This is a genomic window from Bartonella sp. P0282 (genome assembly GCF_048452985.1).
GTDB lineage: Bacteria > Pseudomonadota > Alphaproteobacteria > Rhizobiales > Rhizobiaceae > Bartonella > Bartonella choladocola.
Map to the genome: position 1 here is coordinate 611,087 of NZ_WTFO01000001.1, position 26,108 is coordinate 637,194.

Genomic DNA, 26,108 nt, shown 5'->3' on the forward strand with positions numbered 1-26,108 from the left:
GCTTCAATGTCGATTATGACGAGATAGCGGGGAGGAACGATGCAAATTTTGGCAAAAGCCATTCTTTATATGAGAGGATTGCGCGGGTTCAAGCGGCAGATTCTCGGCTTTGCATCTGGTGGAATAACCGCATTTGCGCTGACGCCATTTTATCTCTTTCCTATTGCATTTGCTACTTTTCCGGTTCTTGTCTTGCTGCTTGATGTAACAAGCGGTGAAGCGGACAGGAAAACACGTTTTAAAGCTGCTTTTTTGACCTGTTTCAGTTTCGGTTTCGGTTATTTTGTTTTCGGGCTCTGGTGGCTTGCAAGTGCTATGCTTGTAGACCCGCTCAGCTTTGCATGGGCTATTCCTTTTGCAGTTTTAGGACTTCCCTTTTATTTAGCACTTTATTGGGGGCTGGCGGGCGGATGCGCAATTCTGTTCTGGAAAAAGGGGTTGTCACGTCTGTTCACTTTGGCTTTTGCGCTCGGCATTGCCGAATATTTACGTGCAACTTTGTTGACCGGGTTTCCGTGGAATGCGATCGGTTACACGATTATGCCAACACCGCTTTTTATGCAGTCCGACGCGGTAGTCGGGCTCTATGGCATGAATGCACTGGCGGTGCTTCTTTATACCTTGCCAGCCACTCTCTTCGACAAAAGCGGGCGGAAAATTGCATTGACAATCGGCGTCGGTCTTTTTGCCGCTCATACAGGTTTTGGTGCTATCCGCCTTTATAATGCTCTGCCGGTCGAGAGTTATGACAAAGCAGAGAAATGGGTAAGACTCGTTCAGCCGTCAATAAAGCAGGATGAAAAACTCGATAATGAAGTGCGTTATGCAATGTTTGAAGCGCATATGAAATTGAGTGAAGAGCCGTTTTCAAGCGGAGAACACGAATTGTCTTATATCGTTTGGCCGGAAACGGCTGTGCCGTATATTCTCGATTATGTTCCTGAAGCAAAAACGCGCATTGCATCTATACTGAAACCGCATCAATGGGCGATTGTCGGCGCGGTTCGCAGCAGCGGTGCTCCCAACGACAAAAACAACAGATATTTCAATACGATTGAGACAATTGACGGGAATGGAAATATCCTTTCCTCTTCGGATAAAGTGCATCTCGTACCGTTCGGTGAATATCTGCCTTTCCAGAGTTTTTTTGACAAAATAGGGCTTCATGCGCTGGCGGTCATGGCGGGGGGGTATAGCAGCAATTCAATACGAAAAACTGTAAAAATGCCTGACGGGTTTGTTTATCTGCCGATGATTTGTTACGAGGTCATTTTCCCCGATGGTATGGGTTACAAAGGCGATAAACCGCAAGCAATTTTAAATGTTACCAATGACGGCTGGTTCGGTAATACACCGGGGCCATATCAGCATTTCGATCAGGCACGATTGCGTGCAGTCGAATTGGGAATTCCGCTTATCCGTGCGGCCAATAACGGAATTTCGGCCGTTGTTGACCCCTACGGGCGAATCGTTCGATCGTTAGAGTTGAATAATATCGGTGTGCTTGATTCACCAATTCCGCCGGCTATTGTTCCGATATGGGGCAAACAACCGAATTTTAATCAAGTTTTTATGCCATTTGTTATTATACTGATATTAAGTTTAATGTTTGGTTTTATAAAAAATGCGCGTTCGATTGACAAGTTCTAACCAATGGGATGTTATGTGAATGGAGAGTGGTTCCAGCGGGGGACCGATACTGCAACCCCTAAATAACAATAAACATCTGCATCGGTTCAAACTTGTGAAGATGGATCAGTTTTGACGCGAGAAAGTTAGATCATGTCCGCACCCAAAAAAATACCCGCCCCTACCGATGTTTATGTGGGAAGCCGCATCAGATTACGGCGCAATATGCTTGGGCTCAGTCAGGAAAAACTGGGGGAGCAACTCGGTATTACGTTCCAACAAATTCAAAAATATGAAAAAGGCACGAACCGCGTTGGAGCAAGCCGTCTTCAGGCGATTTCCGAAATTCTCGACGTTCCGGTATCCTATTTTTTTGAAGAAGCTCCCGGTGCCCGTTCATCCGAGGGTTTTCGCGAGGGTGACAATAATTTCATGGATTTCTGCTCAAGCAATGAAGGTATCCAGCTTTTGCGTGCATTTACCAATATAAAAGACCCGAAAGTTCGCCGTAAAATCATTGATTTGGCCAAAGCCCTTTCAGAAGACGAAACTTTAAATACGCTTTAGGCTGGTTTGTGATAAAAATCGGGGGGCAATTTTAATCAAAATTGCCCGTTTCATTATTGTTATTTCCCTGATGAAGGCAATTTGTTCACTCCGTGAAAAATCTGCTTTTATTGTTTTACTTCGTCTCTCACATGCCTGAACGATGTTTGAAAAAGACGTCAAATTTTATTGACAGATAAAGAATATCACATTTATTTCGCGATAGAGACCAAAACAGCATTGACGCAATTCGACAAGCTTGGCAAATAAAGCAACTGTCGTTTTTCTTTTCGGAGTATCCGGAGAGAATGTAAACGTCTTCTTTCTAGAGGGGTTTCCCGTGTCTCATCAAAATTATCTTTTTACCAGTGAATCGGTATCGGAAGGTCATCCCGACAAAGTTTGTGACCGTATTTCAGATGAAATTGTTGATATGATCTATAAGGAAGCAGCCAAATCAGGAGTTGATCCCTGGTCTGTTCGCGTTGCCTGCGAAACCTTGGCTACAACCAATCGTGTTGTTATTGCCGGCGAAGTCCGCGTGCCCGATACGCTTTTGAAAAAAGATAAAAATGGCAAGCTTGTCCACGATAAAAAGGGAAATCCGGTTATCAATCCTTCACGCTTCCGCTCGGCAGCTCGCCGTGCTATCCGCGCTATCGGTTACGAGCAGGAAGGTTTCCATTGGAAAACCGTGAAGATAGATGTTTTGTTACATTCCCAATCGGCGGATATTGCACAAGGTGTCGATAATGCATCCGATCGACAGGGCGAAGAAGGGGCCGGAGATCAGGGAATCATGTTCGGCTATGCTTGCCGTGAAACACCGGACTTGATGCCCGCACCTATTTATTATGCCCATAAAATCCTCGAAACATTGTCAATTGCACGCCATCTTGATGAAGGCGAGGCAAGCAAGCTCGGACCGGATGCAAAAAGTCAGGTGACTGTGCGTTATGAGAACGACAAACCGGTCGAGGTCGTTTCCATTGTTCTTTCGACACAGCATATCGACCCGACATGGGATTCCAAAAAAGTTCGTTCGGTTGTCGAACCCTATATCCGTCAGGCTCTGAGCGATATAAAAATTGCCGATAATTGTAATTGGTACATCAATCCGACAGGTAAATTTGTTATCGGTGGTCCGGATGGAGACGCCGGTCTTACCGGTCGCAAGATCATTGTTGATACTTATGGCGGTGCCGCTCCTCATGGTGGTGGTGCATTCTCCGGTAAAGATACCACAAAGGTCGACCGTTCGGCCGCCTATGCCGCGCGTTACCTTGCCAAAAATGTTGTGGCAGCAGGGCTTGCCGATCGCTGCACAATCCAGCTTTCTTACGCCATCGGTGTGGCTCAGCCCTTGTCCATTTATGTTAATCTCCACGGTACCGGCAAGGTTGATGAAGGTGCAGTCGAGGCAGCTATCCGCAAAGTTATGGATTTGTCGCCTTCGGGGATTCGTAAACATCTTGAGCTTAATAAAGCGATTTATGCCAAAACATCCGCTTATGGACATTTTGGTCGCAAGCCCGGCCGCGATGGTTCGTTCTCATGGGAGCGGACAAATCTCGGTAAAGCGCTGAAAGAGGCGATTAAGGCGTAATGGACGGCCATAAAGAACGGGCAAGTGAAGCTTTTTTTGGACGGCGTCGGGGTAAAGCCTTGCGCGCCGCCCAGATCAAGCGTGAGGAAACATTGCTTCCCCTTCTTAAACTGGATTTGAGCAAGCCTGCCCCTGAACAACTCGCCGAATTGTTTTTCAATGGTGACGCGCCCCATATTGGCGCGGATGTGCGTATTGAAATCGGTTTTGGCGGCGGTGAACACCTTGTCCATGAAATGGACAGGTTTCCACAAACGGGCTTTATCGGCGTAGAACCATTTGTTAACGGCATGGCAAAATTGCTCGGCGCTTTGGAAGGCCAGAAGCAGAGATTGCAACACATCCGCGTCTATGATGACGATGCGACCGAATTGCTCGACTGGTTGCCATCTTCTTCGATTGCAGGGATAGATCTGTTCTATCCTGACCCGTGGCCAAAGAAAAAGCATTGGAAACGCCGGTTCGTCAACGAAAAAAATCTCGATCGTTTTGCTCGTGTGTTGAAAAAAGGTGCACCTTTCCGCTTTGCTTCCGATATTGATACTTATGTAAATTGGACGCTTTTCCATTGTGCACACCATCCGGATTTTATCTGGTCCGCATCGACGCCGGACGATTGGAAATTGCCGTTTCAAGAGTGGCCGGGAACGCGCTATGAAGAAAAGGCGATGAAAGCTGGGCGAACACCCGCCTATCTCACATTTGTCAGGAAATAACAGCAATAGAAAAATGATCGGACTGGAATGTTCTTTTCAAGAACTGTTTTCAACATTCAATAAGGTTCTACTTGAAAATAAAATTTGGCGGGTGTATATTGTAGAAAATTCTTGATCGTTTGATGAAGAGTGGGTTTTCCGAACCCGCTCTTTTTTGTTACGGGAATGGTCCTGTCGGTATTTGGAAAAGTTGGGTATGAGCGAGAGCGGACAAACAGTTGATTTGGATGAACCGCGTCTTTTCGAGGAAAAAGGCGTTGAAGCGCGAGTGGTTGCAATTGTCGCTCCGGTGCTAAAACCTCTCGGTTACAGGATTGTGCGTGTACGTCTATCCGGACTTAATGGTCTTACTTTGCAAATTATGGCCGAACGTGGCGATGGCACAATGACAATCAAGGACTGTGAAGAAGTCAGCAGTGTCGTGTCTCCCATTCTGGATGTCGAAGATATTATCGAACGCAAATATCATCTGGAAATTTCTTCGCCGGGAATTGATCGTCCATTGGTCAGAAAATCCGATTTTTCGCGTTGGCAAGGCCATATTGCCAAAATTGAAACGTCGATCATGGTGGACGGGCGCAAAAAGTTTCGCGGAACAATCAGCAATGTCGACGAGAACGGTTTTGTTCTGACGACCGATAAAGCTGCCTATGGGGAATCATTGGCGGTTCAGCTTCCGTTTACAGATATTGCAGATGCGCATCTGGTTTTAACCGACGATCTTATTCGTGATGCGCTGGCAAAAGATAAAGCATTGCGTCAACAATCCATTCCCGATGATAACCTTGGGGCAGATGACAATTCTGCCAATGATAATCATCATGATGTGGAAAAAAATAATTCGAGCGGTAAGGACAAACGGAAACGGTCCAAACCGAAATCGGAAAAAAGATAACTTAGTCGATGCCGTAAAGCGGCACAAAAAAGGAGAGAATCAATGGCTGTGAGCGCTAATAGGCTTGAACTTCTGCAAATTGCAGATGCCGTTGCCCGCGAAAAGTCGATTGACCGTGAAATTGTCATTTCTGCAATGGCCGATGCTATCCAGAAAGCTGCCCGGTCACGTTATGGTCAGGAAACCAATATACGTGCAGACATCAATTCCAAAACCGGCGAAATCAAGTTGCAGCGTTTGTTGGAAGTTGTCGACAATGTCGAGGATGACGCAACCCAGATTTCTCTTGAAGATGCAAAAAAACGCAAACCCGATGCAGAAATCGGCGACTTTCTGTCAGATCCCCTGCCTCCGATGGAATTCGGCCGTATTGCTGCCCAGTCGGCCAAGCAGGTTATTGTCCAGAAAGTGCGCGAGGCCGAACGCGATCACCAATATGAAGAATATAAAGACAAGGTCGGTGAAATTGTTTCTGGCACAGTCAAACGCGTAGAATATGGCAATGTCATTGTCGATCTTGGGCGTGGTGAAGCGATTGTCCGTCGTGATGAACTCATTCCGCGTGAGTCGTTCCGCTATGGCGATCGTATTCGTGCTTATGTCTATGATGTCCGGCGTGAACAACGCGGGCCGCAAATTTTCCTTTCTCGTACCCATCCGCAATTTATGGCGAAACTTTTCACCATGGAAGTGCCGGAAATTTATGACGGTATTATCGAGATCAAGTCGGTTGCCCGCGATCCCGGATCACGTGCGAAGATTGCTGTCGTCTCGCGCGATGGTTCGATTGATCCGGTCGGGGCATGCGTTGGTATGCGTGGTAGCCGTGTTCAGGCTGTTGTCAACGAACTTCAGGGCGAGAAGATCGATATTATTCCGTGGTCACCTGATGCTGCAACATTTATCGTCAATTCATTGCAGCCGGCAGAAGTTGCCAAGGTTGTTCTTGACGAAGATGCAGAACGTATCGAAGTCGTTGTGCCGGATGACCAGCTCAGCCTTGCAATCGGACGGCGCGGGCAAAATGTGCGTCTGGCTTCACAATTGACCGGCTGGGATATCGATATTCTTACGGAACAGGAAGAATCGGAAAACCGCCAGAAAGAATTTGCAAAACGCAGCAAGCTCTTCATGGAAGCTCTGGATGTCGATGAAATGGTCGCTCAGGTTCTTGCTTCCGAAGGTTTTGCTTCGATTGAAGAAATTGCTTATGTCGATCCGGAAGAAATCAGCTCGATTGAAGGTTTTGATGAAGAAACCGCTTCTGAAATCCAGCAGCGCGCCAAAGACTTTATCGACAAACAGGAAGCCGAACTTGACAAAAAACGTAAAAAACTCGGTGTTTCTGATGAATTGCGTGAGTTGCCGGGTATGACAACCGCTATGATGGTGGCTGTCGGTGAAGACGGTGTCAAAACAATCGAAGACTTTGCCGGTTATGCCGTTGACGATCTTGCCGGTTGGCGCGAGCGCAAGGATGGTGAAACACAGAATTTTGCCGGTGTTTTGACACCATTCGACATCAGTCGTGCAGATGCCGAAGCAATGGTTGTTGCCGCCCGTCTGAAAGCAGGCTGGATGACCGAAGAAGATATTCATAACGAAGATCATCAAGAGGCCGATGAAGAAGCGAAAGCTGAAACACCGGACGAGACAGAAACACCGGCAGAATAGGAAAGACAGGTTGATTGATGAATGACCGTACATGCATCCTGACAAGAAAAAGTGGAGAGGCGCAAGAGCTTATCCGCTTTGTTGCCGGACCGGACGGTCATTTGGTACCCGATATAAAAGCCAATTTGCCGGGGCGGGGGGCATGGATTTCCGCTTCGCGATCGGTGCTTGAAGAAGCAATCAGGCGTAAGGCTTTTACACATAGCCTGAAGGCTGATATTATTGTAGATCAGGGGATTGCCGATCTTGTTGATAAACTTTTGGTCAAGGCAGCGCTCGGCCGTCTTGCTTTGGCACGGAAAGCCGGTGCGGTTGTCACCGGTGCGACAAAAGTAGAGCAGGCAATAAGGGCGGGTGAGGCATGCCTTGTTTTGCATTCAAAGGAAGCCGCTTTTGATGGCAAACGCAAGATTGAACAGGCAATTTACTCGGTCAGGCGACCGGATAGGCAAGATATTCCGGTTGTAACTTTGTTCGATAGTGATGAAATGGGTGTGGCTTTTGGTGATAATCCTGTGGTACATGCTGCATTATTGAATATAAAGCTTGCGCAGGGATTCATTAAAACGGTGCAAAAACTTGTCGCCTACCGCGATGGTAAGCACTAGGCCGGAAAAGAAGACGGTAGAAGCCGTGAAGGAAACGGAATGACGGAAAACAATAACGACAAGAAAACAGCCAAAAAAACGCTGACCTTAAAACGTCCGGGGATTGAAACCAGCACGGTCAAGCAAAATTTCAGTCATGGGCGTACAAAGGCGGTCGTCGTCGAAACGAAGCGGCGTAAAATTACCCGTCCGGACGAGAAGGTTGAAGTCAAGCCGGTTGTGACCAAGCCGCGCGTTGCCCCGACTGTAAAACCGCGCACCGAAATGCCCCCGAAAGTTTCCTTGCAGCATCCGCACAGCAATCTTTCCTCGGCTGAAATGGAAGCCCGTATGCGTGCTCTTGAAGAGGCGCGTCTTCAAGCAGAAGAAGAACATAAACGCGAAGAAGAAGAGCATAAGCGCGCCGAAGAAGAAGCAAAACGTCGCCAATTGGAAGAGGCAAAACGCGCCAAAGAACGCGAAGAATTGTTGCGCAAGCAGGCTGAAGCAGATGCAAAAGCCCGCGCAGCCCATGAAGCGGAAAAGGACGAACCACACAAAGCCGACGTTAAAAAGCCGGAAGTCAGGAAGCCCGAGGTTCATAAAGCCAAAGAAAGTCATCGGCCTAAAACAGGTAAACAGGCTGCCAATCGCCCGATTGAACTTGACATTGCGCCCGTTACCAAACAACGCGCAGCCGCTCCTGTCACAAAACGCAATATTGTTGACGATGACGAGGACGAACATCGTTCACGTCGCGGTGGTGGCAATAAATCGGAAGTGCGTGTTCCAAAGGCCGTCAAAGGCGGAGACGAACGTCGCCGCAGCAAGCTGACGCTGAACAGCGCACTTGACGATGAAGGCAATTCGCGTGGCCGCTCAATGGCTGCGATGCGTCGGCGTCAGGAAAAATTCAAACGCTCGCAAATTCAGGAACCACGTGAAAAGATTTCGCGCGAGGTGACAATTCCTGAAACCATTACCATTCAGGAACTTGCCCAACGTATGACCGAACGCTCTGTCGACGTTATCAAATACTTGATGAAACAAGGGCAGATGTTGAAACCCGGTGATGTGATTGATGCCGACATGGCGCAATTGATTGCCGAAGAATTCGGCCACACGGTAAAACGCGTTGCAGAATCGGATGTTGAAGAAGGTCTCTTCAATGTTCCGGATGATCCGGCAAAGCTGAAACCGCGTCCACCTGTCGTCACGATTATGGGGCATGTTGACCATGGCAAGACATCGCTTCTTGATGCCATCCGTCATGCCAATGTTGTGGCCGGTGAAGCAGGTGGTATCACCCAGCATATCGGTGCCTATCAGGTCGAACAAAAGGGACAGAAGATCACCTTTATCGATACACCGGGACATGCTGCCTTTACAGCCATGCGCGCCCGCGGTGCGCAGGTGACCGACATTGCGGTTCTGGTGGTTGCAGCCGACGATAGTGTTATGCCGCAAACGATTGAATCCATTCACCATGCAAAAGCCGCCGGTGTGCCGATTATTGTTGCCATCAACAAGATTGATAAACCGGCTGCCGACCCGCAGAAAGTCAGAACAGAATTGCTTCAGCATGAAGTGTTCGTCGAAAGCATGGGTGGTGATACACTGGAAGTCGAGGTTTCGGCAAAAACCGGCAAGAATATCGACAAGCTTCTCGAAGCAATTCTGCTACAGGCTGAAATTCTTGACTTGAAGGCCGATCCCGATCGTACAGCCGAAGGTGTTGTTATTGAAGCGCAGCTTGATCGCGGTCGCGGTGCTGTTGCAACGGTTCTCATCCAGAAGGGAACATTGCATCCTTCCGATATTATCGTTGCCGGTAACGAGTGGGGGCGTGTTCGTGCGCTCATCAATGATCGTGGAGCTCATATCAAAGCTGCAACCCCGTCAATGCCGGTAGAAGTGCTCGGCATGCAGGGCACGCCTCAGGCGGGTGACCGTTTTGCAGTCGTCGCGAATGAAGCACAGGCTCGCGAGATTGCCGAATATCGTCAACGTCTGGCTCGTGAAAAAGCGGTTGCACGGCAGGCAGGCTCGCGCGGTTCGCTCGAACAGATGATGAACCGTATGCAGACAAGCGGCATGAAAGAATTTCCGCTGGTCATCAAAGGGGATGTTCAGGGTTCTGTCGAAGCGATTACGTCGGCACTGGAAAAACTTGGCAATGACGAAGTGCGCGCCCATATTGTCCATGCCGCACCCGGTGGTATTACGGAAAGCGATGTATCATTGGCTGCAGCATCCAATGCTGCCATTATCGGCTTCAACGTTCGTGCGAACAGTCAGGCGCGTGACGCAGCCGAAGCCCAAGGCATCGAAATTCGCTATTACAATATCATTTATGATCTTGTTGACGATGTGAAGGCAGCAATGTCGGGCATGTTGACGCCGGAACGGCGCGAAACTTTCCTTGGCAATGCCGAGATTATCGAAGTCTTCAACATTTCCAAGGTTGGCAAAGTGGCCGGATGTCGTGTTACAGAAGGCAAGATGGAACGCGGAGAGGGTGTCCGCCTTATTCGCGACCATGTTGTTGTCCATGAAGGCAAGCTCAAGACTTTGAAACGCTTCAAAGACGAAGTTGCCGAAGTTCCTGCCGGTCAGGAATGCGGTATGGCCTTCGAGAATTACGACGATATTCGCGTTGGAGATATTATCGAAGCATTCCGCGTTGAAACAATTAAACGCTCGCTCTAAATGATCTTATGTTTGGCCATATATTAAATGATATGGCCAAACGGAACATCCCGTTGGATGGACAAAAGTCGCGCCGGTTTTCAAGTGGTTGTTGGCCGCTTAATTCGATGCGAATTGATCGTTCGGAAAAATTTCGGGATATTTATCTAAAAAATATACGCCCGAAAAATCAAAGGTATTAGCTATGAAACATGCAGGCCCCTCTCAAAGGCAATTGCGTGTCGGCGAGCAGGTTCGCCACGCCCTTGCTTCCATCTTCCAACGCGGAGTTATTCTGGACCCCGTGCTTGACGGCGTGGTTCTCAGTGCAACAGAAGTCAAAATGTCACCGGATTTGCGCGTTGCGACCTGCTTTGTTGCACCACTTGCCGATGCTGATGGCGAAGAAGTGGTAAAAGCACTCAATCACCATGCAAGATTTATTCGCGGCGAAGCGGCAAGAGATTTGCGGCAATTGAAATATATGCCGGAGTTCCGCTTCAAACCGGATACCAGTTTTGACAATTTTGCAAAGATCGACGCTCTGTTGCATTCGCCAGAGGTAGCGCGGGATCTTCATCACGATGACGAGGAAAAGGAATAGAATTTTATGGCGCGTCAGCGGAAGAAAAAAGGCCGTCCGGTTTCGGGGTGGGTAATTCTTGATAAGCCGAAAGGCATGGGGTCGACCGAGGCTGTCTCGAAAATCAAATGGCTGTTTCAAGCCGAAAAAGCCGGTCATGCCGGTACACTCGACCCGCTTGCGTCGGGTATGTTGCCGATTGCTCTGGGCGAAGCCACGAAAACTGTTCCCTATGTTGTTGACGGTACAAAGGTTTATCGTTTTACCGTTTCCTGGGGCGAAGAACACAATACCGATGATATGGAAGGTGAAGTTACAAAAACGTCCACCAAGCGGCCAAACAAAGAAGAAATATTGGCGATATTGCCCAATTACACAGGCACAATTCTTCAAACCCCGCCGCAATTTTCTGCTATCAAGATTGATGGAAATCGCGCTTATGATCTGGCACGAGAAGGTGAAAAAATAGATATTCCACCGCGTGAAGTCGAAATTGACAGTCTTGAGCTTATCGAGATGACGCCGGAAGGGCATTCGGTCTTCGAGGTGGAGTGCGGTAAAGGAACTTATGTGCGCGCTCTGGCTCGCGATATGGGGAGAGAACTCGGATGCTATGGCTATATTGCCGATTTGCGTCGCATTGAAGTTTCACCTTTTGTAGAAGACGATTTTGTGAGCCTCGAAGAGCTGGAAGCTGTTGCACCCGAAAGAGGCGAGGCTGACGCCAATGGCATTTTTCCGCCGCGTGATTTTTCCGCTCTTGACGAACTTCTGATCGAAACCGGTGCGGCACTTGAATTTCTGCCACAATATCCGTTAAGCGACGAGCAGGCCTACCGTGTACGAATGGGGAATCCTGTTTTGTTACGCGGGCGTGATGCACCTGTTGACGAGGATGAGGTTTGTGTGACCCAAAAAGGCAAATTGCTTGCGATCGGTATGATTGAAAAAGGCCAGTTCAAACCAAAGCGTGTCTTTACAGTTAGCTGATGTTCGTCGGGTAAAAAGCTTGTCTATCGAGAATATTCAGGACGGGATCGTGCGTTACTCAAGACAAAAAGCTTGAGGTAAAAGAACAGAGTTCAGCATTTTTTAGGTTCTGCGCCGGTTGTTGTACTGACATCAGCGATCGGGATATTCGCCTGCCAAAGGTCATGTTCATAAAATGATTAATATCAGCCAATATCGTTATCAAATAAATAAAAACCTTCACGGGAAAGTATCGGCTTTATTGTCCTGAAAGCGGGTATTTCGCTCACATCTTTCATAATTGGCAAACAGTGTTTATTGTTGTTTGGAAGCGGGGAACTAAAGTTTATTTTTGTATGGATTCAATTTTCGTTGTTAATTTATTGCATCTTTAATATTGAAAAAATATATATTATATATTTAATGAAAAATAAAATATTGAAACAATAAATCTTTATAAAATTATTGATTAATTAACGGATATTTCTAGAAAAATATAGATATTTATATTGTTTATATGATCTATTTTCTTGAAAATTTTTAATTTGTGCAAGAAAAGAACTTCATAAGAGATATAGTCTTGATAAAATAACATTGACCGCAGGTTTTTTCACTTCCGGCTTTTATGTTTAATGGAGATGATGGGCCGAATGTTTAACCTGTATCTGGTCGGCACCCGGTACAGTATGGCGTTCAATCATCCTGTGCACTCTCAAGCCATCGGGAATCTGGCTTAATTGGCGCAGTTTTTCCGTTACATCGGCATCGGCCTTTGTGCGGCGGCGATTGTGTCGCAAATAATCCACCCAGGTTGGCATATGATAGGTTTCAATCCACCGATTGGGGTGTTCGAGATCACGTAACAAGGTCCATTGTCTCGCCCCGTCACGCAATCTGATACGCCGCCTTAGCGACATTGTTTTGAGAAATTCTGCAAGATCTTCGTCTTTAATCTCGTAATCGATCATTATCATGATCGGGCCACTTCTTGCCTGAAGGTCAAGATGCAGTTCGGGTTCGCGGAATTGATCGAGCGGATCAAGATTGAGACCCGGTATTTCAAAGATTGTAAATTTGAACCCCATCAAGGCGCCGATGACAAGAAATATTACACAAATATATAAAGCAACGACAGGCGAATAACTGTCGGCGAGGCTTCCCCACAGCCAGCTTCCGACCGCCATTCCCCCGAAAGAGGATGTTTGATAAAGTGCCAGAGCGCGTGAGACAACCCAGCGCGGTGTTGACAATTGCACCGAAACATTAAAGAGCGAGAGTGCCAGAACCCAGCACATACCTGCGGGGAAAAGAACAATATGGGCAATGATTGCCGAATTGCTCAAAGCAAGTAACAGACACGACAAGGCGTAACCGATGAAAGAACCGGCAACAATAGCTTCCGAGGAGAAACGTTTTCTTATCTGCGAATTGATAATGCCGGCAGCTATAGCTCCTATGCCGAAAGAACCGAGTAATGTGCCGTAAATGAGAGCACCGCCGTCGAGTTTGTCATGCGCAATAACGGGCAGAAGTGCAAGAACCGAAATCGCACCCAATCCGAACATGAATGCGCGGGTCATGATGTTTAAAAGATGCGGTGACATCAAGACATAGCGCAAACCGTCCGACATTGCCTCGACAAGCCGTTCGCGTGGCAAACCATTATTGACATAGTCCGGTTTCCAGAAAAACAATGCACCGAGAAGCGGAATATAGCTGAATGCATTGAAAACAAATGCGGCTGCACCACCGAATGCGGCAACAATAGCCCCGCCGGTTGCAGGGCCGACACTGCGCATCAGATTGAAACCGACACTGTTCAATGTAACGGCAGCCGAAATATCCTCGCGCGGAACAATGTCACCGACAGTCGCTTGCCAGGGAGGATTATAAAGGGCCGAGCCACAGCCGATCAGAAAGGTGAAAGCAAGCAACAGCCACGGGGTTAAAAGACCGAGATAGGTGAGAACCGCAAGGAGAACAGAAACGGCCATCATCATCAATTGGGCGGTAATCATAATCTGGCGACGATTGAAATTATCGGCGAGTGCACCGGCCAACAGTGAAAAAATGACAACCGGTAAAGTGTTCGCCCCCTGAACAAGCCCTACCATTGAATGGGAAGTGCTGATTAATGTCATGAGCCAGCCGGCACCGACTGTCTGGATGAGGCCACCCAGATTGGATACAAGCGTTGCCGCCCACAGGCTTCTGAACGCGTGACTTTTGAATGGTGCAAATGCTGAGCTTTTTTGTTGCATCGGTTCCCGTTATATGAATTTATTTGACTCAATCTAGGCGAGACCTATGAAAGCCGCAAGTCTCGATGCCAGGACTTGTTTATTTCGGGGTAAAAATCCACACACCTATTTTTGATAATATTGTCCGATTACAATTTTAAAAAAGAAAAAGATTGAATTGTCTTTTAATGTCACTTTGAAAGTTGATATTTTGAAATATATCGTCAGGTTAAGTTTTAAATTGCGAAAAATATATAAATTACAACCGGATTTATAAAGAACATTGTTATCGCGTTTAATCATTGGCTTGAATGACGTCCGTTTTTTAAAGGCGTTGAAAGAACGCTGAAGGAAAATTGGTCGAAAACCTTGGCAAATGATCGGCAGGGCTAGTAATGGCTGCGCATTTCCTATATATGAACCTGTCGTGCAGATGTTTTTGCGTTTGCCGATTCATAGACCCTAGCTGGACGACATCCCGGCCGGGGCGTCTTCAATGTCCCATTTTTTTGAAAGGATGATACGATGTCGATTACTGCTGAACGTAAACAGGCTCTCATCAATGAATATGCAACCAAAGCAGGCGATACAGGTTCGCCGGAAGTACAGGTTGCTATTTTGTCAGAACGTATTGCCAATTTGACCGAGCATTTCAAATCCCACAAAAAGGATAACCATTCCCGTCGTGGCCTTTTGAAACTTGTTTCCCAACGTCGTCGTCTTCTCGATTACCTGAACGGTGTCGATGAAAAACGTTACCAGTCGTTGATTTCCAAGCTCGGCTTGCGTCGCTAAAACAATCAGGGCGGGAAATCACAAGGTTTCCCGCCTTTCAATTTCTACAACTTGAAAAAGTCGCAGAAATCGAGGAACCGTCATGGGGCAGGATTGCCAGCCGCACAGGAAAACAATCGTGTGCGTCTCGTTGTCTTGCCCATGACATGACAAAAGAACTAGGCCGTTTAAAGGAGAATATGCCTTTGACGGTTAATCAAGGACAAGAAATGTTTTTTAACACTCATAAAGTAGAGATTGACTGGGCAGGCCGCCCGCTAACTCTTGAAACAGGAAAAATTGCCCGTCAGGCTGACGGTGCAGTTATGGCAACTTATGGCGAAACAATTGTTCTCGCCACCGTGGTTTCCGAAAAAGAACCCAAGCCCGGACAGGATTTTTTCCCGCTCACAGTCAATTATCAGGAAAAAACTTACGCAGCCGGTAAAATACCGGGTGGTTATTTCAAGCGTGAAGGCCGTCCGAGCGAAGGTGAAACATTGATTTCGCGTTTGATCGACCGTCCGATCCGCCCGCTTTTTGCTGAAGGCTACAAAAACGAAACACAGGTTATTATCACTGTTTTGCAGCATGACCTTGAAAACAATCCCGACATTTTGTCGATGATTGCCGCTTCTGCTGCTTTGACACTTTCGGGTGTTCCGTTCATGGGGCCGATTGGTGGCGCACGTGTCGGCTATATCAACGGCAAATATGTGTTGAATCCGAATATTGATGAAATGCCGGAATCAAAGCTTGATCTCGTCGTTGCAGGCACGTCCGACGCGGTTTTGATGGTTGAATCGGAAGCGCAGGAACTGAGTGAAGATGTGATGCTCGGCGCTGTTGTTTTCGGTCATAACGGCTTCAAGCCGGTCATTGACGCGATTATCAAACTCGCTGAAGTTGCTGCCAAGGAGCCGCGCGAATTTGCTCCCGAAGATTTGAGTGCTTTGGAAAAGAAAATGCTCAAATTTGCCGAAAAAGATCTGCGTAAAGCCTATCAGATTACCGACAAGCAAGAACGTTATGCCGCTGTTGATGCAGTCAAAGCCAAGGTCGACGCAAAGTTCATGCCTGAAGGTGAAGACGAGCCGGAATATAATGCAGAAGAAATTGCGACAGTCTTCAAGCATTTGCAGGCAAAGATTGTTCGTTGGAACATTCTCGATACAGGTAGCCGCATTGACGGTCGCGATTTGAAAACAGTCCGCCCGATCTATACGGAAGTCGGCATTTTGCCACGCACCCACGGTTCGGCATTGTTTACCCGTGGTGAAACACAGGCCGTCGTTGTTGCAACTTTGGGAACAGGTGAAGACGAGCAATATATTGATTCGCTCACAGGAATGTACAAGGAAACCTTCCTTCTCCATTATAACTTCCCGCCATTCTCGGTTGGTGAAACCGGCCGCATCGGCTCACCGGGGCGCCGTGAAATCGGTCATGGAAAGCTCGCATGGCGTGCAATCCATCCGATGCTTCCCTCGCAGGAAAGTTTCCCTTATACAATCCGCGCTGTTTCGGAAATTACCGAGTCTAACGGGTCGTCATCCATGGCAACTGTTTGCGGTACATCCCTTGCATTGATGGATGCCGGTGTTCCGTTGCAGCATCCTGTTGCCGGTATTGCTATGGGGCTTATCAAGGAAGGCGAACGTTACGCCATCCTTTCCGATATTCTTGGTGATGAAGACCATCTTGGCGATATGGATTTCAAGGTTGCCGGTACGGAAAATGGTGTCACTGCTTTGCAGATGGACATTAAAATCAACGGCATTACCGAAGACATTATGAAAGTGGCACTCGGACAGGCCAAAGAAGGCCGCATCCATATTCTGGGTGAAATGGCAAAAGCTTTGACCGGCGCACGTTCCGAATTGGGTGAATATGCTCCACGTATCGAGATGATGAATATTCCTGTCGATAAAATCCGCGATGTTATCGGTTCCGGCGGCAAGGTTATCCGCGAGATTACCGAGCAGACCGGTGCCAAGATCAATATCGAGGATGATGGCACAATCAAGATTGCATCTTCCGATGCCAAAACAATCGAAGCTGCAAAACGCTGGATCCACTCCATCGTCGACGAGCCGGAAGTTGGGCAGATCTATCAGGGTACTGTCGTGAAGACAGCCGATTTTGGCGCTTTCGTCAATTTCTTTGGTCCCCGTGACGGTCTGGTACACATTTCCCAATTGGCTCCCGAACGCGTCAACAAGACGACAGATGTCGTCAAGGAAGGCCAGAAAGTTTGGGTCAAACTTATGGGATTTGATGAACGTGGCAAAGTCCGCCTGTCGATGAAGGTTGTCGATCAGGAAACAGGGCAGGAAATTCCGCGCGAAGAAGCTCCGAAGTCTGAAGAATCCGACCATGCCGAAAAACATGGAAAGCATGAAAAGGCTGAAAAGCACCATGAAGACAATGGTGAAAAGGGCGAAAAGGGCGAGAGGGATGAAAAATCCGATAAGCCTGAAAAGAAACATCGTCGCAAAAAGAATGCTGATAAAGACAAAGAATAGTCTTTGAAACAACATTGAATGGAAAAAGCCGCTCCTCATGAGCGGCTTTTTTTTGGAGATGAAATCAAAGGCAGATCAAGGCAGATCAAAGGAAATCAAAGAAAATCAAAGAAAATCAAAGGGAATCGAAGGAAATCAAACGGGATTTGGTTTTCTTTGGATGACGAGGTTGGAATAAAAGCAATCTACCGGAAAGTCCGGTTATTTTTTTAAGAATGGTTCGTTCAAAAGCGTTCATTGCATAAAGCGGGTTCTTGGATCCGACATATTGTCAAAAATTCCGGACAGAAAACAAATATCTATTGCCACAAATCTTTGCAGGTAGATCATTGTTCCGGTTTTTGTTTTCAATTTTAAAATTGCGCCTTCTTCAGCATAACGATAAAGGAACAAAGATGCGGGCTTGTTAAAAAGCCGGTTTAAAAAAAGCGAGTTCAAAATGTCGGTTTTTCTGCCTTTTAACCAGAATGTTATAGAACATCCACATCCGGAAAGTTTGTGGTGCGCATTCGGTTTGACAGAAAAACCGGAAAACGAGTGGGTCAAATCACTCGAAATTATCCAGCCTTGGCGGGCGGATTTTTTAACGTTTCAACAGGCTGGCTTTAAATGCTTTCCTGAATTATCCGAGAAAGCAAAGAAATTTTCGGGTGGTCTCCTTGAGCTTAACAAGCATAAAAAACTGAACCAGAACCGGTTTCTCGCCCTTTTGCGTGTGGTGAAAGCCGGTGGCACAATTATTGTCAGTGGCGATAAATTATCCGGCGCCCAATCCTTTTTGAAATGGGTCAATTCTATTGTTCCGGTTTTGGGGAAGCTCTCGAAAGCACATGGCATTGTTTTCTGGTTGACAGTACCGGAGGATATTCAGGAAAAAGAGCTGGAAACGCTTCAACAGCTTCCGCAGAGCTTTGAAAATGCCTTCACAACACAGGCAGGCATGTTTTCAAACGGGCGTATTGACCAAGGGTCAAAAATGTTGGTCAAACATATGGAAAGAGTTGTGTTTGGTAAAACGGCCGATTTTGGTTCAGGCTGGGGCTATCTTTCCTATGAAGCGATCAAACAGGCAAAAAAGCTTAACGAGCTTGATCTTTATGAGGCCGATTATTATTCACTGGAGGCGGCGAAAACACATATAGGCAGCCTTCATGCTTCACTTCCGGTCGATTATTTATGGCAGGATATTACAAGCGAGCCGATAGATCGGATTTATGATACAATCCTGTCAAACCCGCCATTTCACGACGGGCGTGCGGCAGATGTCTCCTTGGGACAAAAATTCATAAGTGTTGCAGCGCAAAGATTGAAACCCGGTGGTTGCTTTCTCATGGTGGCCAATCGGCAATTGCCCTATGAAACGACTTTGCAAAAATGTTTCCGGAAAGTACTGCTTCTTGAAGAGCAGAACGGCTTCAAAGTGATTGAAGCGCGCAAATGACGTTTATCAAAAGGCTATAAAGAGGCGGCAAAAGACAACACAAATGTGTTTGAATGTTTTGAGGACTATTCCGACTGATAATTGAGTGACTACAAGGAAAAAATCTACCTGTCACACGGCAAAATGGCGAATAAAAACGTGTATCAAAAAACGTGAATTTGCCATCATTGACGTACCATCATTGACAGATTTGAAAACGAAGCCAAAGGATATTTGCTTTTTTCGGGAGCAAATCAATAGGATAGGCAATCGCATTCTGCTGGATTTTCGCTCCAAAACTATACTTTTATAAGCAGGTGAACGGTCTTGATGGAAAAGGCAGCAATCAATGCCGCTATATACGATGACAGGAGTGGCTCACCACAGTGGTGTGACAGCTTGCCTGTTCTGCTGAATTATTCTTGTCGAGTGAGGGGATTGAGCGGAACGGAAGCCTGATAAATGACTGATCCCCATGAATTGGGCAACAGTGCCAAAAGGAAATACAGACAATCACCCCCGAAATAAAAAACGCGGCGAAAATTATTCGCCGCGTGATTCGTCACTGTCTTTAAGTTCTTCCAGTATCGGCATGGACATAATATTATAGCCACAATCAACGTAATGAATGTCGCCGGTAACACCGGAAGCCAAATCGGATAACAGATAAAGTGCCGATTTGCCAATTTCATTAATATCAACGGTACGACGCAAAGGTGCATTGCGCTTCTGGTAAGAGAAAATCGCGCGCGCTGCACCGATACCATTACCGGCAAGTGTGCGAACGGGACCCGCTGAAATTGCATTGACACGGATATTCTGCGGTCCGAAATCAGCCGCCAAATAGCGCACCATCGCTTCAAGTGCGGCTTTTGCAACCCCCATAACATTGTAATTGGGAACAACATGTTGGGATGCACCATAGGTCAATGTCAGCAATGCGCCACCGTTAGGCATCAGTTTTCCTGCACGCTGGGCAATTTCGGTAAAGGAAAATGCCGAAATGACCATTGTACGACTGAAGTTTTCGCGTGTCGTCACATCGACATAACGTCCTTTGAGTTGCGATTTGTCAGAAAAACCGATCGCATGAACGACAAAATCAAGTGTACCCCATTCTTTTTCCAGCCGATTGAAAACAGCATCGACCGAAGCAATGTTTTCGACATCGCATTCAAGCAAAAGCTTGGAACCTAATTTTTCTGCCAAGGGTTGGACACGCTTTCCAAATGCATCTCCTTGATAGGTAAAAGCCAGTTCAGCCCCCGCTTTTGCGAGCTGACATGCTATTCCCCAGGCGATTGAATGGTCGTTCGCGACGCCCATTATGAGGCCGCGCTTGCCCTTCATCAAACCTTCCATCATATTCTCCGTAAGCCTGTGGCACTCTCTTAGCGAAAGTGTCCGGTTTATTCGTAACGCTGGAAAACCAGCGTTGCATTGGTTCCGCCAAAGCCGAAAGTATTTGACAGGACTGTGTTCAGTTTTTGGTTATCAAGACGTTTGCGTACAATCGGCATATCCGCAAACGCCGGATCAAGCTCATCAATATGAGCACTTTCACAGATGAAATCATTCTTCATCATAAGAAGTGAGTAAATGGCTTCCTGCACACCGGCAGCTCCGAGTGAATGGCCGGTTAGCGATTTGGTTGCCGAAATCGGCGGGCACGAATCACCCGAACCGAAAATCTTGCGAATGGCCTCTATTTCCGGAGGGTCACCCACAGGAGTGGATGTGGCATGGGGATTGATATAATCAATTTTATTTTTGACAGTTGATAAAGCCATGCGCATGCAGCGCTCTGCCCCTTCACCGGAGGGAGCGACCATATCATAGCCATCCGATGTCGCACCATATCCGACAATCTCTGCATAGATTTTTGCACCGCGTGCTTTGGCCACTTCCAGTTCTTCAAGAACTAGAACGCCCGCTCCCCCTGCGATAACAAAGCCGTCACGACCCGCATCATAGGCACGTGAGGCACTTTCAGGCGTTGCGTTGCGTTTACTCGACATAGCACCCATGGCATCGAACAATACCGATAAGGTCCAATCAAGGTCTTCGCACCCGCCGGCAAAAACACGGTCCTGCTTGCCGAACTGGATCAGCTCATATGCATTGCCGATACAGTGATTGGATGTCGCACAGGCTGAAGAAATCGAATAATTGACGCCCTTTATCTTGAAAAAGGTAGCCAGCGTTGCCGAAGCAGTCGAACTCATGGCTTTTGGTACGGCAAAAGGACCAACGCGTTTGGGGCCTTTTTGGCGTGCAATATCGGCTGAATCGACGATTGTGCGTGTCGATGGCCCACCGGAACCCATAATAATTCCGGTTTCCGGATTTGAAACTTCGGCAGATGAGAGCCCTGCATCGGCAATTGCCTGATCCATAGCAATATGATTCCAGGCAGTACCACGTCCGTGAAAACGCATGGCGCGACGATCAACGAGTGATTCAATGTCAATATGCGGCATGCCGTAAACCTGGCTGCGGAAGCCCAGATCTGCGTATTCTTGCGAAAAACTAATACCCGATTTTGCTTCACGCAAACTATTGAGGACGGCTTCAGGGTTATTCCCGATTGATGAGACAATTCCCATACCGGTTACAACTACTCGACGCATCAGTATCTCCTTGGTATCTCATAAACAAAGGTTCGCTCCCCCTGTCTATTTGCCACCCTGTCTATTTGAAAGAATACTTACTCTTCCTTGAATAAGGCTACACGCAAATCGGCCGCCTTATAAATTATTTCACCATCGGCTTTAACAAAACCGTCAGCAATGCCGAGCACAAGCCGACCACGCATAACACGCTTGAAATCAATACCATATTCGATAAGCTTCGTCTTTGGCGTAACCATTCCGGAAAATTTCACTTCTCCTGTTGAGATGGCACGTCCCTTGCCGGGTTCACCAAGCCAACCGAGGAAAAAACCCGTGAGTTGCCATAATGCATCAAGCCCCAAACAACCGGGCATGACCGGATCGCCAATAAAATGGCAGGCGAAAAACCATAAATCCGGTGTGATGTCGAATTCGGCACGAATCAGTCCTTTGTTGTGTTCGCCACCATTTTCGCTGATTTCGGTAATACGGTTGAACATCAACATTGGCGGAGCCGGTAATTGTGCATTGCCTTTTCCGAACATTTCACCGCGTGCGCAGCTTAAAAGCTCTTCATACGTGTAGCTAGACTTTTGTTCAGCCATTGTTACTCCATCCGTCAGCACTTTATCACTCTTAGCGCCTTTTTACGACATACTCTTAGAGCATATTCAACAATGTTGAAACCGCTTTTCGACAGTTTTTGATGACAAAACACGTTCTTAATCAATTTTATTTGTGATAATTATGACCAGACGCCCGTATAAGTTGAGAAAAGCATAGCTCTAAAGGTGATGGTAACAATCAAGTATACTTGATTGCAAATGCTTTTCAGTATATACATTTTTTATTGGATTGGTGGGAAACTTCAAATAACGCGGAAAAAATAGTGATTTATCATTCGCTTGGAGAATTGGAAAAACGCTTACGCGAAAAAGGCTTGCGCCCGACAAGGCAGCGCATGGCTCTGGCCGACTTGTTATTTTCCAAAGGAAACCGCCATATTGCGGCCGAAGAATTGCACGCAGAAGCAGTCAAAGCTGCTGTGCCGGTGTCACTTGCAACAGTCTATAACACTTTGCATCAATTCACCGAGGCAGGGTTGTTGCGCATCATTGCTGTTGAAGGCTCGAAAACCTGGTTTGATACCAACACATCCGATCACCATCATTTCTTCCTTGAAGGGGAAAATGAAATTGTCGATATTCCGTCAGGCCCGGAAGGCAAGCCGATTGTAGGCAATTTACCTGAACCGCCAGATGGTATGGAAATTTCCCACGTCGATCTCATTGTCAGACTGCGTCCGAAAGACGAGTGAGAAAAAATCAAGCCGGAAACAACAGCATATTTTTTCAAAAACCATCTCTGGCAAAAATTATCACTGGCAAAATTATCTTTGGCTAAAACCGTCTCTGGCGCGGGTTTTTAACGAGTCTGAACGTCTGGAATATTGCTTCTTTCCTGTCTGTCAACCGTATTTGTTGACGACACGACATGATGTCTTTCAGCGATTTTTGAATGAGAGCCGATTATAGCGGTGGTGAGGCTTAGAGTTTTTCTAACCGAAAATTCCAACCGGTTTGTTTTTCTACAATGAAGCTATCTATTGTCATTGAATAGAAATTCATCACTTATTTTCTATTCTTCATCATTGTCATTATTGTCTTCATGATTTGATTCTATTTTTTCCCGTCTTCTTGCCCAGATTCCGGCAGTTTGCGGTTTTACGAAAAAACCCACAACTTCAGGCCTTGCAATCGCCAGATTTTTTTCGATACGTAGCACACATTCTTCTATTTTCGGTGCAGTCAGTTTGTCCTCGAATTCGAGGCTGACATTTACGACGACCTGATTGGGGCCCATCTGCTGGGTGATGATTCCGTTGACCTTTTGCACATCGGGGTCGGCAGATACAATGTTGAAAATTGCCTTTTGGACTTCGGGAAGGGCAGCCTCGCCGAGAAGGAGTCCTTTGCATTCTCTGGCAAGAAAAATCGCTGTTACCGCCAGAATGACAGAAATGCCAAGGGAGGCAATGCCATCGAAAATAAAATTACCAGTCAGAATCGAAGCTGTAATACCGGTTAGAGCAATTGCAATGCCTAAAAGTGCCGCACTATCCTCGAAAAGAATAGAAAAAACGGTCGGGTCTTTGGAACGGTGGACAGCAGCAAGATAGCCGAGTTTACCCTTTGTCCGGCGGAAATGCCTCAAAGCCAAAAGCCATGAGGTTCCTTCAAAAAATACCGATAGCCCCAAAACAATATAGTTGACGGTTACATTATGAATTTCCGCAGGGGCGAGAACGTGCAAAACGCCTTCAAAAAACGATACACCTGCACCTAATGCAAAGACCAGCAGGGCAACAATAAAACTCCAGAAATAAAGCTCCCGCCCGTGGCCGAAAGGATGTACCCGATCGGGTGGAATGGAGGCACGCTTGAGACCGTGCAATAATAACAATTCATTGCCGGTGTCGACAATCGAATGCACACCTTCCGATAACATAGCCGACGAACCGGTAAATGATGCGGCAACAAATTTGGTAAGTGCAATCAGAAGATTGCCTGCGAGTGCTGCATAGATGACTACTTTGGAACCGGAATGTGATGCCATTTAGCGAATATCCGCAATTAAAGAACGACTGGGAAAACAGGTCGGCTTCTGTCCGTGTTTTTGTTGCCACAGTCCAATGGAACGGCGCGTTTTAAACCCCGCAAGACCGTCGGCTTTGCCTATATCATAACCTTGCGATTGCAATTTGTTCTGTAGATTTAAAACTTCGGACTGATAAAGCTCGTCGACTTTTTGCCAAGACTCGATAAAGCCGCGTTTTCCTTCAATCCCGTCCGCGACAGTGGCGATAAAAAGGCCATAAAGGTCGCTCATATTATAAGATTTCAACACATAGAAATTGTCGGTAACAAGAAAAGCCGGTCCAAGACGCCCCGCCGGCATAAGAAGATAAAGCGGGCGGCTTTTATCAATTTCGGGAAGGGCGTCGGAAGACTGCGGTAAAACACCGAGCTTTTGCCATTCACTTAACATTTTACCCTGATCGGGACCTTCAAGAAAACAGCCGACAGTTTCTGGAACTTGGACTTCATAGCCCCAACCGGCATTTGCCTTGTAACCGTTAAGCTTGAGGTAATTTGCAATAGAAGCGAGAGTATCGGGTGTTGATGTCCAGATATTGCGATGGCCATCACCATCAAAATCGACAGCATATTTCAAATAGGATGTCGGCATGAATTGCGGTTGACCTAATGCACCCGCCCACGAACTTTTCATGGAAGCCGCATCCATGTAATGATTCTGTACAATGGTCAAAGCGGCGATAAGCTCGGTTCTGAACATGTCTTTTCGTGTGCTCATAAACGCTTTGGTTGCAAGAACTTCAAAAGCATTATAGGGAATTTTGACATTGCCAAAATTGGATTCCCGCCCCCATATGGCAAGTGTAATTGAGGCTGGAACGCCATATTGTTTTTCTATTTTTTTCAAACGCCCACGGTTTTTGGAAAATTGCGCTTTCCCGTCACCAATAAGACGGGCCAATGTTTTTGCTGAAAAATAATTGGCCGGTGCGCTGAATTCCGCCTGATGTTGGCGCCTTTGCGCTTCCGGTTTTTCTCCCGGAATCACAAGGTCGGGTAATGCGAGATTGGGCGTGACTGTAGAAAGGACTTCCGAAAATGTTCCGGCCGAAATTCCTGATTTGAGAGCCTCTTTATAAAAATCCTTGTTAAGCCAATCGCTAAATTGGTTGTTGATCGCATCCCGATCAATGGCGGAGGCATTTGCCACCAAAGTGGCAAAGAGAAAGATAAATGCTGTAAAAAAACGGTAAGTTTTCAACATTCTTCAAAGACTCGTCCTTGCTCGTAACGCCGCAGCCAAAGTGCCATCGTCAAGATAATCCAGTTCACCGCCAACCGGAACACCATGTGCCAGACGGGTAATTTTCACTGGATAGGAATGAAGCTGGTCAGTGAGATAATGGGCTGTGGTCTGGCCTTCAATTGTTGCATTGACCGCAAGTATCACTTCCTTGACATCGCCTTCTGCCACGCGGTTGACAAGACTTGCTATGTTGAGATCATCCGGCCCTATGCCGTCAAGCGGCGAAAGATGCCCACCCAGAACGTGATATTTGACCTGCATTGTACCGGCCCGCTCCAGCGCCCATAGATCGGAGACATCTTCGACAACGATGATCGTTGATTGATCGCGCCGCGGGTCGGTGCAAATAGAACAGGGGTCGGATGTATCGACATTACCGCAGACCGAACAAATACGAATTTTTTCAGCGGCATCCTGCATCGCAAGACCCAGAGGTTTTAACAGAACTTCCTTTTTTTTAATCAGGAAAAGTGCAGCCCTTCTTGCCGAACGTGGCCCAAGACCTGGAACACGTGCAAGAAGCTGGATGAGCTTTTCTATTTCTGGACCCGCAAGATGCTTTGACATGGACGAACTCTTTTAAAAATATATATGCAAACTTCTGGAAAATGCCAGTTATTGAATTACCAGTTTTTGAATTGAATCTAACGGATATACCGTCTTTTGATATGAAGATTATTTTCAGATAGTTACAACAAAAGCATGGAGTTTAAAAACCGATTGTTTTGAAATAACAATTGT

General features: G+C 46.8%; 18 protein-coding genes and 3 pseudogenes. 14 read left to right on the plus strand and 7 right to left on the minus strand.

What is annotated here, in order from left to right; all coding sequences use genetic code 11:
• Positions 1-39 precede the first annotated feature (39 nt).
• From lnt to truB, 10 genes and pseudogenes are all read left to right on the plus strand, one after another.
• Complete coding sequence (lnt, locus tag GQS64_RS02730) at positions 40-1,650, plus strand: apolipoprotein N-acyltransferase (protein WP_198230542.1); 1,611 nt, start codon at positions 40-42, stop codon at positions 1,648-1,650.
• 132 nt (positions 1,651-1,782) lie between these two features.
• Positions 1,783-2,196: a helix-turn-helix domain-containing protein gene (locus GQS64_RS02735; protein ID WP_077990636.1), complete on the plus strand. Its 414-nt coding sequence runs from the start codon at positions 1,783-1,785 to the stop codon at positions 2,194-2,196.
• Positions 2,197-2,515: 319 nt separating this feature from the next.
• Positions 2,516-3,781 (plus strand): methionine adenosyltransferase, encoded by a 1,266-nt coding sequence (gene metK / locus GQS64_RS02740; protein WP_077990637.1) that lies wholly within the window; start codon positions 2,516-2,518, stop codon positions 3,779-3,781.
• Positions 3,781-4,497, plus strand: coding sequence for a tRNA (guanine(46)-N(7))-methyltransferase TrmB (gene trmB / locus GQS64_RS02745; protein ID WP_198230543.1), 717 nt, complete (start codon positions 3,781-3,783; stop codon positions 4,495-4,497). The genes metK and trmB overlap by 1 nt, the downstream gene beginning before the upstream one ends.
• A 196-nt stretch (positions 4,498-4,693) precedes the next feature.
• Positions 4,694-5,317: pseudogene (rimP, locus tag GQS64_RS02750) on the plus strand (ribosome maturation factor RimP); the annotation flags it as partial.
• A gap of 117 nt (positions 5,318-5,434) precedes the next feature.
• Positions 5,435-7,066, plus strand: coding sequence for a transcription termination factor NusA (gene nusA / locus GQS64_RS02755; RefSeq protein WP_077990643.1), 1,632 nt, complete (start codon positions 5,435-5,437; stop codon positions 7,064-7,066).
• Between the two features lie 17 nt (positions 7,067-7,083).
• Positions 7,084-7,717 (plus strand): annotated as a pseudogene (locus GQS64_RS02760) (RNA-binding protein).
• Positions 7,714-10,362, plus strand: coding sequence for a translation initiation factor IF-2 (infB, locus tag GQS64_RS02765; RefSeq protein WP_077990644.1), 2,649 nt, complete (start codon positions 7,714-7,716; stop codon positions 10,360-10,362). The pseudogene GQS64_RS02760 and the gene infB overlap by 4 nt, the downstream one beginning before the upstream one ends.
• 184 nt (positions 10,363-10,546) lie before the next feature.
• Entirely contained in the window at positions 10,547-10,945 is a 399-nt protein-coding gene (gene rbfA, locus GQS64_RS02770; RefSeq protein ID WP_077990645.1) for a 30S ribosome-binding factor RbfA, read from the plus strand.
• Between the two features lie 6 nt (positions 10,946-10,951).
• Entirely contained in the window at positions 10,952-11,914 is a 963-nt protein-coding gene (gene truB / locus GQS64_RS02775; RefSeq protein ID WP_077990647.1) for a tRNA pseudouridine(55) synthase TruB, read from the plus strand.
• 608 nt (positions 11,915-12,522) lie between these two features.
• Here the strand turns inward: truB and GQS64_RS02780 are convergent.
• Positions 12,523-14,154 (minus strand): MFS transporter, encoded by a 1,632-nt coding sequence (locus tag GQS64_RS02780; RefSeq protein ID WP_198230544.1) that lies wholly within the window; start codon positions 14,152-14,154, stop codon positions 12,523-12,525.
• 504 nt (positions 14,155-14,658) lie between these two features.
• Between GQS64_RS02780 and rpsO the strand changes: the two genes are divergently transcribed.
• The 3 genes and pseudogenes from rpsO (at position 14,659) to GQS64_RS02795 (ending at position 18,873) form a co-directional block, all read left to right on the plus strand.
• Positions 14,659-14,928, plus strand: a complete 270-nt coding sequence (gene rpsO / locus GQS64_RS02785; RefSeq protein ID WP_077990649.1) for a 30S ribosomal protein S15 — start codon at positions 14,659-14,661, stop codon at positions 14,926-14,928.
• A 209-nt stretch (positions 14,929-15,137) separates the two neighbouring features.
• A pseudogene (pnp, locus tag GQS64_RS02790) lies at positions 15,138-17,273 on the plus strand (polyribonucleotide nucleotidyltransferase); the annotation flags it as partial.
• Positions 17,274-17,871: 598 nt separating this feature from the next.
• Complete coding sequence (locus GQS64_RS02795) at positions 17,872-18,873, plus strand: class I SAM-dependent methyltransferase (RefSeq protein ID WP_198230545.1); 1,002 nt, start codon at positions 17,872-17,874, stop codon at positions 18,871-18,873.
• 522 nt (positions 18,874-19,395) lie between these two features.
• On the opposite strand, the gene fabI is transcribed toward GQS64_RS02795, so the two are convergent.
• The 3 genes from fabI to fabA form a co-directional block, all read right to left on the minus strand.
• Positions 19,396-20,214, minus strand: a complete 819-nt coding sequence (gene fabI / locus GQS64_RS02800; protein ID WP_077990653.1) for an enoyl-ACP reductase FabI — start codon at positions 20,212-20,214, stop codon at positions 19,396-19,398.
• Between the two features lie 47 nt (positions 20,215-20,261).
• The gene (gene fabB / locus GQS64_RS02805) at positions 20,262-21,482 is read right to left on the minus strand and encodes a beta-ketoacyl-ACP synthase I (RefSeq protein ID WP_077990654.1); all 1,221 of its coding nucleotides are present in this window, start codon (positions 21,480-21,482) and stop codon (positions 20,262-20,264) included.
• Between the two features lie 77 nt (positions 21,483-21,559).
• Positions 21,560-22,069 (minus strand): 3-hydroxyacyl-[acyl-carrier-protein] dehydratase FabA, encoded by a 510-nt coding sequence (gene fabA / locus GQS64_RS02810; RefSeq protein ID WP_077990655.1) that lies wholly within the window; start codon positions 22,067-22,069, stop codon positions 21,560-21,562.
• A 284-nt stretch (positions 22,070-22,353) separates the two neighbouring features.
• On the opposite strand from fabA, the gene irrA reads away from it, so the two are divergent.
• The gene (gene irrA, locus GQS64_RS02815) at positions 22,354-22,782 is read left to right on the plus strand and encodes an iron response transcriptional regulator IrrA (RefSeq protein ID WP_149866625.1); all 429 of its coding nucleotides are present in this window, start codon (positions 22,354-22,356) and stop codon (positions 22,780-22,782) included.
• A 320-nt stretch (positions 22,783-23,102) separates the two neighbouring features.
• Here the strand turns inward: irrA and GQS64_RS02820 are convergent, their stop codons facing one another.
• From GQS64_RS02820 to recR, 3 genes are read right to left on the minus strand one after another with little or no spacing between them, the layout of a single operon-like run.
• A complete protein-coding gene (locus tag GQS64_RS02820) occupies positions 23,103-24,080 on the minus strand; it encodes a cation diffusion facilitator family transporter (protein WP_077990656.1) in 978 nt (325 codons plus the stop codon).
• Positions 24,081-25,325, minus strand: a complete 1,245-nt coding sequence (locus tag GQS64_RS02825; RefSeq protein WP_198230546.1) for a lytic murein transglycosylase — start codon at positions 25,323-25,325, stop codon at positions 24,081-24,083.
• Between the two features lie 3 nt (positions 25,326-25,328).
• Complete coding sequence (gene recR, locus GQS64_RS02830; protein ID WP_198230547.1) at positions 25,329-25,934, minus strand: recombination mediator RecR; 606 nt, start codon at positions 25,932-25,934, stop codon at positions 25,329-25,331.
• Positions 25,935-26,108: the final 174 nt, after the last annotated feature.